General features: G+C 62.2%; 15 protein-coding genes. 11 read left to right on the top strand and 4 right to left on the bottom strand.

Annotation, left to right across the window (positions count from 1 at the left end; translation table 11 throughout):
* Positions 1 to 26: 26 nt before the first annotated feature.
* Complete coding sequence (locus ATY78_RS02245) at positions 27 to 905, top strand: cytochrome c oxidase subunit 3 (protein WP_088680697.1); 879 nt, start codon at positions 27 to 29, stop codon at positions 903 to 905.
* A 194-nt stretch (positions 906 to 1,099) separates the two neighbouring features.
* Here the strand turns inward: ATY78_RS02245 and ATY78_RS02250 are convergent, their stop codons facing one another.
* Positions 1,100 to 1,741, bottom strand: coding sequence for a chloramphenicol phosphotransferase (locus ATY78_RS02250; RefSeq protein WP_088680698.1), 642 nt, complete (start codon positions 1,739 to 1,741; stop codon positions 1,100 to 1,102).
* A gap of 130 nt (positions 1,742 to 1,871) precedes the next feature.
* Here ATY78_RS02250 and ATY78_RS02255 point away from each other — a divergent pair, with 130 nt between their 5' ends.
* The 5 genes from ATY78_RS02255 to rnhA all read left to right on the top strand — a co-directional run bounded on the left by ATY78_RS02255 (position 1,872) and on the right by rnhA (position 5,749).
* Positions 1,872 to 2,252, top strand: a complete 381-nt coding sequence (locus ATY78_RS02255) for a DUF983 domain-containing protein (RefSeq protein ID WP_088680699.1) — start codon at positions 1,872 to 1,874, stop codon at positions 2,250 to 2,252.
* Positions 2,245 to 3,000 (top strand): SURF1 family protein, encoded by a 756-nt coding sequence (locus ATY78_RS02260; protein WP_088680700.1) that lies wholly within the window; start codon positions 2,245 to 2,247, stop codon positions 2,998 to 3,000. The genes ATY78_RS02255 and ATY78_RS02260 overlap by 8 nt, the downstream gene beginning before the upstream one ends.
* Positions 3,001 to 3,257: 257 nt before the next feature.
* A complete protein-coding gene (gene ispH / locus ATY78_RS02265) occupies positions 3,258 to 4,259 on the top strand; it encodes a 4-hydroxy-3-methylbut-2-enyl diphosphate reductase (protein WP_088680701.1) in 1,002 nt (333 codons plus the stop codon).
* A 72-nt stretch (positions 4,260 to 4,331) separates the two neighbouring features.
* A complete protein-coding gene (locus tag ATY78_RS02270; RefSeq protein ID WP_088680702.1) occupies positions 4,332 to 5,297 on the top strand; it encodes a homoserine kinase in 966 nt (321 codons plus the stop codon).
* The gene (gene rnhA / locus ATY78_RS02275) at positions 5,294 to 5,749 is read left to right on the top strand and encodes a ribonuclease HI (RefSeq protein WP_088680703.1); all 456 of its coding nucleotides are present in this window, start codon (positions 5,294 to 5,296) and stop codon (positions 5,747 to 5,749) included. Before ATY78_RS02270 ends, rnhA begins: the two co-directional genes overlap by 4 nt.
* On the opposite strand, the gene ATY78_RS02280 is transcribed toward rnhA, so the two are convergent.
* The 3 genes from ATY78_RS02280 to ATY78_RS02290 all read right to left on the bottom strand — a co-directional run bounded on the left by ATY78_RS02280 (position 5,746) and on the right by ATY78_RS02290 (position 7,805).
* Positions 5,746 to 6,828, bottom strand: a complete 1,083-nt coding sequence (locus ATY78_RS02280; protein WP_088680704.1) for a putative zinc-binding metallopeptidase — start codon at positions 6,826 to 6,828, stop codon at positions 5,746 to 5,748. The two genes, rnhA and ATY78_RS02280, sit on opposite strands and share 4 nt — an antisense overlap.
* Before the next feature lie 93 nt (positions 6,829 to 6,921).
* On the bottom strand, positions 6,922 to 7,113 hold the full coding sequence (locus ATY78_RS02285; RefSeq protein WP_088680705.1) for a CsbD family protein: 192 nt from the start codon (positions 7,111 to 7,113) through the stop codon (positions 6,922 to 6,924).
* Between the two features lie 86 nt (positions 7,114 to 7,199).
* Positions 7,200 to 7,805, bottom strand: coding sequence for a YqgE/AlgH family protein (locus ATY78_RS02290; RefSeq protein WP_088680706.1), 606 nt, complete (start codon positions 7,803 to 7,805; stop codon positions 7,200 to 7,202).
* Between the two features lie 140 nt (positions 7,806 to 7,945).
* Between ATY78_RS02290 and ATY78_RS02295 the strand changes: the two genes are divergently transcribed.
* From ATY78_RS02295 to ATY78_RS02315, 5 genes are all read left to right on the top strand, one after another.
* A complete protein-coding gene (locus tag ATY78_RS02295) occupies positions 7,946 to 8,785 on the top strand; it encodes a protein-disulfide reductase DsbD domain-containing protein (RefSeq protein ID WP_088680707.1) in 840 nt (279 codons plus the stop codon).
* A gap of 119 nt (positions 8,786 to 8,904) precedes the next feature.
* A complete protein-coding gene (locus ATY78_RS02300; RefSeq protein WP_088680708.1) occupies positions 8,905 to 9,390 on the top strand; it encodes a peroxiredoxin in 486 nt (161 codons plus the stop codon).
* 277 nt (positions 9,391 to 9,667) lie between these two features.
* Positions 9,668 to 10,417 (top strand): metal ABC transporter ATP-binding protein, encoded by a 750-nt coding sequence (locus ATY78_RS02305; protein WP_088680709.1) that lies wholly within the window; start codon positions 9,668 to 9,670, stop codon positions 10,415 to 10,417.
* Entirely contained in the window at positions 10,414 to 11,286 is an 873-nt protein-coding gene (locus ATY78_RS02310; RefSeq protein ID WP_088680710.1) for a metal ABC transporter permease, read from the top strand. Before ATY78_RS02305 ends, ATY78_RS02310 begins: the two co-directional genes overlap by 4 nt.
* Before the next feature lie 15 nt (positions 11,287 to 11,301).
* Entirely contained in the window at positions 11,302 to 12,204 is a 903-nt protein-coding gene (locus ATY78_RS02315) for a zinc ABC transporter substrate-binding protein (protein ID WP_088680711.1), read from the top strand.
* Positions 12,205 to 12,224: the final 20 nt, after the last annotated feature.

Genomic DNA, 12,224 nt, shown 5'->3' on the forward strand with positions numbered 1-12,224 from the left:
GAAGGAAGACATCCGGGGATAGCTACATGGCCGATGCTCACCAGAAACATCACGACTACCACATCATCGATCCGAGCCCGTGGCCGATTCTCGCCTCGCTCGGCGCCTTCATCATGGCGCTCGGCGGCGTCTGCTACATGCGCTATCTGAGCGCAGGCTCTTTCAAATTTGCCGGAGTGGAGCTCGCCAATCCCTGGCTCTTCTACATCGGCCTCGTGCTGGTTCTCTACGTCATGTACGGCTGGTGGGCCGATACGGTGAAGGAAGCCCACGAAGGGTCCCACACTCGCGTCGTGTCGCTGCACCTGCGTTACGGCATGATCATGTTCATCGCTTCGGAAGTGATGTTCTTCGTCGCCTGGTTCTGGGCCTATTTCGACGCCAGCCTCTATCCGAACGAGGCCATCCAGGCTTCGCGGCTTGCCTATACCGGCGGCGTCTGGCCGCCGAAGGGCATCGAAGTGCTCGACCCCTGGCACCTGCCGATCTACAACACCGTCATCCTGCTGCTCTCGGGCACGACGGTCACCTGGGCGCACCATGCCCTGCTGCACAACGATCGCAAGGGCCTGGTCCAGGGCCTGACGCTGACGGTGCTGCTTGGTATTTTCTTCTCCTGCGTCCAGGCCTACGAATATGCCCACGCGCCCTTCGCCTTCAAGAGCTCGATCTACGGCGCGACCTTCTTCATGGCGACCGGCTTCCATGGCTTCCACGTCCTGGTCGGCACGATCTTCCTGCTGGTCTGCCTGCTTCGCGCGCTGCGCGGCGACTTCACCCCGAAGCAGCATTTCGGCTTCGAGGCGGCTGCCTGGTACTGGCACTTCGTCGACGTCGTCTGGCTGTTCCTGTTCTTCTGCATCTACGTCTGGGGCGGCTGGGGCGCTCCGGTAGCCGCGGGCTGATTGGGTTGATATGCAAGCAAAAAGGCGGGCCTTGTGCCCGCCTTTTTTGTGTGTGGCTCTCCACGCTCTGTTCTCGTCATGGGGGAATGGAGCGGTTGCCGCAAATCTCTTCTCCTCCGCGGGGGCGAAGGCCGATATGCTGCGGCCTGTCTTCGTCCATTTGCAGGGAACTGGGTCAAGACTCGTGCCCCTTCTCACCGCCCCTTGGCGATCCGTTCGAACGCCGATGGCTCGGGAATGCCGAGATCGAGCCGCTGCCGGATCGCCTCGGCACATTCGAGAGCGGTCAGCACTGACGTATCGACTTCCAGGTCATAGATGCCGGGCCGGTGCACTTCATCCTGCCAGCGCTGCACCGGTTCGGGGATCGGTGCATCCTCCGTGGCTCTGAGGTAGAGGGTCTCGCGCCCTTCCTGTGCGACCTCTCGCCGCTTCATGATCGTCTCGATCGGACAGCGAACGCCTGTGAATAGCACGGAGAAGCCTTCCAAACGCCGGGCGCAGTCGCCGAGAATGCCGAGCGGCTGCGAATAACTGTCATGATGGCCGAGATCGGCCACCACGTTGAGCCCCAATCCGGCGTGAATGGCGATCGATTCATAGAGCGCCGCGTAGAGGAACGGTACCAGCTCCTCCAGATCAGGCCGCTCGCCGCCCGGCCTCAGGCCGATGCCGGGCAGGTAACGCTTCGGCGTCATGGCATTGCAGATGTCGACGCCGAGGTTGATCCACGGCCCCTCGAATTCTTCCTGGATTGCGCGTGCAATGCTGGATTTGCCGCTTCGCGGCGCCCCGTTCAGGATAATGATCTGTCCGGCATGGCTGTCATTGGTCATCAGTCTTCTTCTTCTGTTTGGCGCGAATCATTACCGCGCAGGCATTTCCATTCGGGATGCGAATACTTTATGGGAGAGTTAAGGCAGCATCGAAATGCAGCGGCCGTCAGACGCCGCTCGAAGGAACAGCATGAGCGAGGACAACGCGCATTTTCCCCCCGTCGATCCGGTGAAAACAGGCATCAAGGGCTGCTGCCCGCGCTGCGGTCACGGCAAGCTCTTCGATGGCCTGCTCGGCCTGAAGCCGCGCTGCGCTGCCTGCGGCCTCGATTATTCCTTCGCCGATTCCGGTGACGGACCCGCCGTCTTTGTCATTCTCATCGTCGGCTTCATCATCATCGGCATGGTGCTGTGGCTGCAGGTAAATTACGGCCCGCCGATCTGGGTGCACATCCTGCTCTTCGGCCCGCTGACGATCATCCTGTCACTGCTGACGCTGCGCTGGTTCAAGGGCATCCTGATCGCCATGCAGTACCGCCATAACGCCCGCGAAGGACGCCTGAGTGACTGACATCGAACATGCCGCGCCGCGCCGGCGTTTGCCTGTCGTCACGGGCATCCTGGTGCTGATCGCGCTCGCCATCCTGATTTCGCTCGGCACCTGGCAAGTGCAGCGCCTCTACTGGAAGGAAGGCCTGCTCGCCGATATCGCGACGCGCCAGGCCGCAGCCCCGGTGCCGCTTGCCGATATCGAGGCAATGACGGCTTCGGGCGGCGATATCGAATACCGCAAGGTCACGGCCACCGGCCGCTACATCAACAACAAGGAGCGGCACTTCTTCGCCACATGGCGCGGCCAGACGGGTTTCTACATCTATACCCCGCTGGAACTTGCCGACGGGCGCTATCTCTTCGTCAACCGTGGCTTCGTTCCCTATGAGAACAAGGAGCCGGAAATGCGCATGCAGGGCCAGTTGACGGACCAGCAGACCGTCACCGGCCTGGCGCGCGCGCGGCTCCCCGGCAAGCCTTCCTCACTGGTGCCCGACAACGATGTCGCCAAGAACATCTTCTACTGGAAGGACCTCGACGTCATGGCCGCAAGCGTCGGGCTGGACGAGGCGCAGGTCATTCCGTTTTTCGTCGATGCCGATTCGACGCCCAATCCGGCGGGTTTGCCGATCGGCGGCGTGACGCAGGTGGACCTGCCGAACGACCATCTGCAATATGCTTTCACCTGGTACGGGCTTGCCGCCGTTCTGGTCGTCGTGGTGGCGATCTCCTGGTTCCGCAAACCTGGCAAGGCGCCTCCGCAATAGTATCGCTTCAATTCTCGCCTATATTGGGCTAGAGGTCCCTTATTCCCAACGCGGGGCGTTGCTGTTGAAGCTGGACGTTGCCAAGTTCTCCCTCATTCCTGTGCTCGTCACAGGAATCCGGTGCGCCCAAGTCCTTGGGTGCGGAAGATGGATTTGGATGTTGACGGTTATTCACGGCGCAGACGCGCCGTGGCTGGATTCCTGTGACGTCCTCGGGTTAAACCCGAGGGCAGGAATGAGGAAATGTTGGAAAAGACATGAATATTGCGGCGAAACCTCCCTTGACGATCAGGCTCTGCGGCCCGCGCGGCTTCTGCGCCGGCGTCGACCGCGCCATCCAGATCGTCGTGCTGGCGCTGAAATCCTACGGCGCGCCGGTCTATGTGCGCCATGAGATCGTCCACAATCGTTATGTCGTCGAAGGGCTGGAGGCCAAGGGCGCCGTCTTCGTCGAGGAACTCGACGAGATCCCGGCCGAACATCGCGCCCAGCCGGTCGTCTTCTCCGCCCACGGCGTACCGAAATCCGTGCCGGAGGATGCGGCGAGCCGCAACCTCTTCTATCTCGACGCGACCTGCCCTCTGGTTTCCAAGGTCCACAAACAGGCGATGCGCCACAATCGCCTCGGCCGCCATGTCGTCCTCATCGGCCATGCCGGTCATCCGGAAGTCATCGGCACGATGGGGCAACTGCCGGAGGGTTCCGTTTCGCTGATCGAGACGATCGAGGATGCCGAGGCCTATCAGCCCGTCGATCCCGACAATCTCGGCTATGTCACGCAAACGACGCTTTCGGTCGACGATACCGCCGGCGTCATCACCCGCCTGCATGAGCGCTTTCCGAATCTGACCGCGCCGGCGGCGGACTCGATCTGTTATGCGACGACCAATCGCCAGGAAGTGGTGAAGCAGGCGGCCCCGGGCTGTGATCTCTTCGTCATCGTCGGTGCTCCGAATTCGTCGAATTCCAAGCGCCTCGTCGAGGTGGCGCTGAGGGCAGGGGCGAAGAAATCCATCCTCGTGCAGCGCGCCGCCGAACTCGACTGGGACGATATCGGCGCGATTTCGACGCTGGGCCTTTCCGCCGGCGCCTCAGCGCCTGAGGTCATCGTCAACGAGATCATCGAGGCGTTCCGTGCCCGCTTCGACGCCCGCGTCGAACTGGCCGAAACGGTGCAGGAAACCGAGAACTTCCTGGTCAACCGCGAATTGCGCAACATCGAACTGACGGCGGCCGACATGGCCTTCGTCAACGGGTAGGTCGAGCCGCATCGCAGCCCGGCCGTTCGGTTCGGGCGCCCCAGTATCAACAATGCAGAGACGAGACCTCCCTTGGCAGTCTATACCGATATCGCCGAAGACGACCTGAAATGGTTCCTGACCGAATATGACGCGGGAAGCCTGCTTTCCTACAAGGGGATCGCCGAGGGCGTCGAAAATTCCAATTTCCTGCTTCATACCTCGAAGGCGCCGCTGATCCTGACGCTCTATGAGAAGCGTGTGGAGAAAAGCGACCTGCCGTTCTTCCTCGGCCTGATGCAGCATCTTTCCGCCCGCGGCCTGTCCTGCCCGCTGCCGCTGCCGCGCCGCGACGGCGCGCTGCTCGGCTCGCTCTCCGGCCGTCCGGCCGCCTTGATTTCCTTTCTCGAAGGCATGTGGCTCAGAAAGCCGGAGGCCAAGCATTGCCGTGAAGTCGGCAGGGCGCTCGCCGCGATGCACGTGGCCGGCGAAGGCTTCGCGCTGAAGCGCCCGAACGCGCTTTCGATCGACGGCTGGCGGGCACTCTGGGAAAAGTCCGAGGAGCGCGCCGGCGAGGTCGAAGCCGGTTTGCAGAGTGAGATCCAGAACGAACTGGATTTCCTCTCCGCCGCCTGGCCGGGCGAGTTGCCCGCCGGCGTCATCCACGCCGATCTCTTCCCCGACAATGTCTTCTTCCTCGGCGACGAACTCTCCGGCCTGATCGATTTTTATTTCGCCTGCAACGACCTGCTCGCCTATGACGTCTCGATCTGCCTGAATGCCTGGTGCTTCGAGAAGGACGGCGCCTACAATATCACCAAGGGCATGGCGATGCTCGAGGGTTACCAGAGTGTCAGGCCGTTGAGCGAGGCCGAAATAGCAGCCCTGCCGGTGCTGTCGCGCGGCTCGGCGCTGCGCTTCTTCCTCACGCGGCTCTATGATTGGCTGACGACGCCGGAAGGCGCGATGGTCACCAAGAAGGACCCGCTCGAATATCTCCGCAAGCTGCGGTTCCACCGCCAGATCAGCTCACCGGCCGAATACGGGTTGAGCCTATGAAGCACGTCGATATCTTTACCGACGGCGCATGCTCCGGCAATCCCGGCCCCGGCGGCTGGGGCGCGGTGCTGCGTTATGGCGATGTCGAAAAGGAGCTTTGCGGCGGCGAGGCGGACACGACCAACAACCGCATGGAGCTCATGGCGGCGATCTCCGCGCTATCGGCCTTGAAGAGCCCTTGCGAGGTCGATCTCTATACCGACAGCGCCTATGTCAAGGATGGCATCTCCAAGTGGATCTTCGGCTGGAAGAAAAACGGCTGGAAGACATCAGATAAGAAGCCGGTGAAGAATGCCGAGCTCTGGCAGGCGCTTGAGGAAGCCCGCAACCGCCACAAGGTAACGCTGCACTGGGTCAAGGGCCACGCCGGCCACCCGGAAAACGAACGCGCCGATGAGCTCGCCCGAAGGGGCATGGAGCCTTTCAAGAAGGGCAAGGCGGTTTCGTTTTAAGGCCTGCTCAGGCCATCTATTGCCGCTCCCTGTATCAGCCGGTGCAGATATTCGAGTTTTGCCACGACGGGCGAGGAGAGCACGAAAGGATAGGAATCCGGCTGGCCCATGCTGCGCTGGATGGCGTTGATCGCCAGGCTGAGCGGCACCCAGGCGCTGACCAGCTGTTCGGCGCTCTGCGCCCTGTAGGGAAGGAAATCCACCTCGCCCGATATCTCCTCATGGCCGCGCGGGTCGATGGCGATGCCGAAGGCGCGAGCCGTCTCAAGCGTATCGACGATGTGGAGGTAATGGGCGAAGCATTCGGCGAAATCCTCCCAGGGATGCGATGCCGCATAGGCGCTGATGAAACTGTCCTGCCATCCCACGGGCGCGCCGCCGGCATAATGTTTTTCCAGCGCCGCCGCGTAATCCTGTCGTTCGTCGCCGAACACGGCACGGAAATCCGCCAGGGCATTGCGATCGCGCACCAGCTTGTTCCAGATGAAATGCCCCGTCTCGTGACGGAAATGGCCGAGCAATGTGCGATAGGGTTCGTTCATCGATGCGCGCGCCTGTTCACGTGTCGCATCGTCAGCTTCTGCGGCGCGGATGGTAATCAGGCCTTCTTCGTGGCCGGTCATGGCCGGCACGACATAGCCGTTGCCCTCGATCGAATCCTCAAGGAAATCGAAGACGAGGCCGCCCCGTGGGTCTTCGGTCCGGTCGGGATGCGGCAGTCTCCAGCGCAGCAGCGAATAGAATAGATGACGCTGCGCTTGGCTGATCCGCCTCCAGCGGTCGACGCCGTTCTGGGTGCCGGTGTTCGGAACCAGCCGGTTATGGCGGCAGGCAAGGCAGAATTCGCTGTCGCTGTCGCCGTCCACCAGCCAGTTGCAGATGTCGAGGCCGGCATTGGCGCAGAAGCGCACCTTGCGGTCCGGATTGGAAACGAGTTGCCAGACAGTCTCCTCGCAAGGCTCCAGCGCATGCATGGCAAGGTCGCCCGGCAGGAAACCGAGGCGATGGTTGCAGCGCACGCAATGCCGGTTGTCGAAGTGGACGACCTGATCGCAATTGTCGCAGGCGAAAAGCTTCATCGTCTTATCTCTGCAGAAAGCATGGGTGGCGGATTAAAAATGCCCGCCGCGCGGGGCGCGCGCAGCAGGCATCGTGAAGAATGAGCATTTGGCTCACAGCCGGTCGATGGCGCCCTTGAGCTTGTCCTTGATCTTGCCGGTTGCGACTTGTCCCTTGCCCTTGGCTTCCTGAACGGCGCCCCTGGCCTGCATGTCTCGATCATCGGCGGCCTTGCCGACGGCCTGCTTGGTCTTGCCGGCAATTTCGTTTGCCTTGCCCGATATCTTGTCGCTGGTGCTACCCATGGCTGATGTCTCCTTCGTCGGCGGACGGACTCTTGTCCCCGTTCGCCGGATGAAAACGTCAGTCCCCGCTATTCGTTCCAGCTGCTTCAGGCATGGCCGGCTTCGGCCGAAAGCATGGCAGCCGTCACGCCCATGCCGGCGAGCGCCCGTTCGTATTTGTCCTCGAGGCTGCGGTCGAAGATCATTTCCTCGTTGGCGGGGCAGGTGAGCCAGCCATTGTTGGCGACCTCGTTTTCGAGCTGGCCGGCCGCCCAGGAGGAATAGCCGAGCAGCATCGTCGCCCGCTTCGGGCCGTCGCCCTTGGAGATGGCGCGCACGATGTCGAGCGTCGCCGTCAGGCAGATGTCGTCGCTGACCGGGATCGAGGAATCGCTGGCATAATCGTCCGAATGCAGCACGAAACCGCGGCCGCTTTCCACCGGGCCGCCGGTCTGGATCGGGAAATCGCGCGCCCGCTTCGGCAGCACGATCGAATCTTCCTGCTTGATCATGTCGAGATGCAAGAGCACGTCGGTGAAGGTGAGGCTCTGCGGCCGGTTGATGACGAAGCCCATGGCGCCGGCATCCGAATGAGCGCAGATGTAGATCACCGTGCGCGCGAAGTTGCGGTCTTCCATGCCTGGCATGGCGATGAGGAACTGGCCATCGAAGAAGCCACGTTCCCGTCTGTTCTTCAGCGTCGATAAGGACATCGTTCCTCCTGCTGCCAGACCGCATAAGGCCTCGACAGAAGAAACATGGGCCAATGTCACAAATCAATCAACCGAAAATGAAGATTTAAATCGCCGCGACTTCTGGCGGCCAAACGCCAGTTTCGGTAAACCATTGTTCCATGATGATTATTTTCGTGAACCCGCGAAGCCTTTTCATTGCGGTCGTTTCGGCGGCCTCAGCACTTCTTCCCTTTTGCTCCGCTCGGGCGGAAATGAGCTCCTGGGCGGAGAACGAGGGCGGCCGTATGCGCCTCGTGGCGCTGCCGGCCGATGCCGGCGGCAAGATCCGTGCCGCTCTGCAGATCGAGCCGAACCCAGGCTGGATCACCTATTGGCGCGAACCTGGCAATAGCGGCATTCCGCCTCAGGTGACGCTCGCGCCGGGCAGCGGCGTGACGCTCGATGCGATGGCCTATCCCGTTCCGAAGCATTTTTTCAACGGCGCAATCGAGGACATCGCCTATGACGCGCCGGTGACGCTGCCGCTTTCGCTGGCGGCGGCAGGCAAGGGTCCGGTCGAGATCGACGCCGCCGCCTTCATCGGCATCTGCAAGGATATCTGCATTCCCTTCCAGGCGAATTTCTCGCTGAAGCTTGGCGCCGCCATCCAGTCGCATCCGCAGGAGGAGGCGATCCTTCAGGCGGCGCATGCGGCCCTGCCGAAGCCGCCGTCGGCGGAATTCGGCGTGACGGCGCATTCAATGTCGCCTGACATGAAGACGCTGTCGCTGACCCTCGCTCTGCCGGGCGAGGGGACGAGTGCGCCCGATATCATCGTCACCGGCCCGAGCGGTCATGTCTTCACCAAGCAGGTCGCCGGCAAACGAGACGGCGCCGTCTTCAAGGTCGATATCGCTATCGGCAAGCTGCCGAAAAATTATGACATGTCAGGCAAGCGCTGGGGCGTGCTGGTCGTCGACGGCAAGACGGCGATGGAGACGACCCTTGCTTTCGAATGACCGGCCTTGCCTTTGATCGACCGGGTCTTATAGTCACCCCGATCCCCTGCGGCGTCCGCCGCCACCAGGTCAGGCGCCCGCACGGCGTCCGCTGTAAGCTACAAGCCAAGGAGAACATCATGACCATCGCGATCGGCGACAAGCTTCCTGCCGCCACCTTCAAGGAAAAGACGGCGGACGGCCCCGTCGAAATCACCACCGATCAGATCTTTGCCGGAAAGCGCGTCGTGCTCTTTGCCGTGCCGGGCGCATTCACGCCCACTTGCACGCTGAACCACCTGCCGGGCTATCTCGAAAACCGCGACACCATCCTCGGCAAGGGTGTGGACGACATCGCCGTTCTCGCCGTCAACGACTGGCACGTCATGGGCGCCTGGGCGCAATCCTCCGGCGGCCTCGGCAAGATCCATTTTCTCGCCGATTGGGACGCCGGTTTCACCAAGGCCATCGGCCTTGACGCCGACCTCTCCGCCGGCGGCCTCGGCCTGCGCTCCAAGCGCTATTCGATGCTGGTGGAAGACGGCGTCGTGAAATCCCTCAACGTCGAGGAAAACCCCGGACAGGCAACGGTGTCGGGCGCAGCGGCGATGCTGGAACAGCTCTGATCTTTTCGAAATAGACAATGAAGGGCGGCCCACTCGGCCGCCCTTTCTCATTGTGCGCCCTTTCTCATTTAGCGAACAACTCGATCCCCCGCCTCAATCTCGCCGCAATCGTTATAACATAACCGTAATGTTATTACATTATAGGATGAGCCATGCCCCCGAGCCCCGACCGCCCCTTCATCAGCCTTCTGGGGCAATCGGCTTTATCAAGGGGGCTCGGCATCGCACTCATCCTTGCTGTTCTCTGGCTTGCAATTCATTGGGCGGTTCTTCTGCCATGACGCCGCTGATCCGTCTCGACAACCTGACCGTCGCCTATGACCGCCACCCGGCCGTCCATCACGTTTCCGGCTCGTTTGCATCCGGCAGCCTGACGGCGATTGCCGGGCCGAACGGCGCCGGCAAGTCGACGCTGCTGAAGGCGATCATGGGCGAGCTTCGTCCCGCTGAAGGCAGGGTCGAGCACCGGCTGGGGCGGAGGGAGTTCGGTTATCTCCCACAGGCCGCCGAGATCGACCGCCGCTTTCCGATCTCGGTCATCGACACTGTCATGCTCGGCGCCTGGAAGACATCCGGCGCCTTCGGCCGTATTGTCCCGGCGGATGCGAGAAGGGCAGGCGAGGCACTTTCGACCGTCGGGCTCGAAGGTTTCGGCGGGCGCCATATCGGTTCGCTCTCGGCCGGCCAGTTTCAGCGTGTGCTCTTTGCCCGCCTGTTGCTGCAGGACGCCGGCATCATCCTGCTCGACGAGCCTTTTACGGCGATCGATGCCCGCACGACGAAAGACCTGCTCGATATCGTCGTCCGCTGGCATGGCGAAGGGCGCACGGTCATCGCCGTGCTGCACGATTTCGAACTCGTTCGCGCACATTTTCCGCAAACCCTGCTGCTCGCCCGCGAACTCGTCGGTTGGGGTCCGACAGCCGAGGTCATGTCGCCGGCCAATTTGCTGAAGGCCCGCGCGATGGCCGAGCGCTGGGAGGAGGATGCCGAGACTTGCGGGCCTGAAGAGGCGCCGGCGGCATGACGGTCTACGATATCTTCTTCGCGCCCTTCGCCGATTTCGGGTTCATGCGCCGCGCGTTTATCGCCTGCCTTTGCCTCGGGCTCGGTTCAGGTCCGATCGGCGTCTTCCTGATGCTGCGGCGCATGAGCCTGATGGGCGACGCCATGAGCCACGCCGTTCTGCCCGGTGCGGCGATCGGCTACCTCGTCGCCGGCTCCTTGTCGCTGACGGCCATGGGCCTCGGCGGCCTTGTCGCCGGCCTGTCGGTGGCGCTGCTTTCGGGCGCCGTCAGCCGGATGACCGTGCTGCAGGAGGATGCGAGCTTTGCGAGCTTCTATCTCGCTTCGCTGGCGCTCGGCGTGCTGATCGTCTCGCTGCGCGGCTCGAATATCGACCTGCTGCATGTGCTCTTCGGCACCATTCTGGCAATCGACGCCTCAGCGCTCTACCAGATCGGTGCGATCACCTCGCTGACGCTCGTCATCCTCGCCTTCATCTATCGGCCGCTGGTCGTGGAATGCTTCGATCCTGGCTTCTTGCGCGCCGTCGGCGGCCGCGGGCCGGTCTATCACGTGCTCTTCCTGCTGCTCGTGGTGCTGAACCTCGTCGCCAGCTTCCAGGCGCTCGGTACGCTGATGGCGGTCGGCCTGATGATGCTGCCGGCGGCGATCGCCCAGCTCTGGTCACGCAGCCTGCCGGCGATGATTGCCATCGCGACCGTGAGTGCGGCCGCCTCCGGTTATCTCGGCCTGATCGCCTCCTATCATCTCGAACTCGCTTCCGGCCCGACGATCATCATGACGGCGGCGCTGCTTTATGCCTTTTCGATATTTTTTGCGCCTTCCGGCCTGGCCCGGCGCTTCTTTCCCCGCCCGCATCTGAAGGGCTGACCCAAGGAGACTTCGATGATACCGCGCAGACTGCTTCTCTCCGCCGCCGCACTTCCCACGCTGATGGCGCTCTCCGCCGCGCCCGCCTCCGCCGAAACGCTGAAAGTGGTCGCGTCCTTCACCGTGCTTGCCGATGTCGTCAGAGAGGTCGGCGGCGACCATGTCAAGGTGACGAGCCTCGTCGGCCCCAACGGCGATCCCCATGAATTCGAGCCGTCGCCGGCCGATGCGAAGAACTTGAACGCGGCGCAGCTTACCTTCGTCAGCGGCGAAGGGTTGGAGGGCTGGATGGACCGGCTGATCACCGCCTCGGGCTACAAGGGAAAACCGGTCACGGTCTCCGAAGGTATCAACACCCGCACCATGGAGGAAGACGGCGAGACGATCACCGATCCGCATGTCTGGAACAGCCCTGTCAACGTCAAGGTCTGGGTCGCCAATATCGAAAAGGCGCTTTCAGCGGCCGACCCGGCAGATGCCGCCGCCTTCAAGGCCAACGCCGAGAAGTACACGAAGACGCTCGATGGATTGAATGCCTACGCCCATTCGAAATTCGACAAGATCGCCGAAGACCGCCGCAAGGTGCTGACGAGCCACGATGCCTTCGGCTATTTCGGCCGCGAATATAATGTCAGCTTCCTCGCGCCGCTCGGTCTCTCCACCGAAAGCGAGGCCTCGGCCGCCGACGTCGCCAAGCTGATCGAGCAGATCAAGGGCGAGCACGTAAAGGCCTATTTCTTCGAGAATTCCAACGATCCGCGCTTGGTCAAGCAGGTCGCCAAGGCAACCGGCGCCGAGCCCGGCGGCGAGCTCTACGTCGAATCCCTTTCCGACGCCAAGGGACCGGCGCCGACCTATGAGAAGATGTTCAAATACAATGTCGATCAGCTCGCCGCCGCCATGGCAAAATCGAGCTGACGGTCGAGGACTGTGGGTCG

It is taken from the genome of Rhizobium sp. R635, from assembly GCF_002211285.1.
In the GTDB taxonomy this organism is placed as follows: Bacteria; Pseudomonadota; Alphaproteobacteria; order Rhizobiales; family Rhizobiaceae; genus Rhizobium.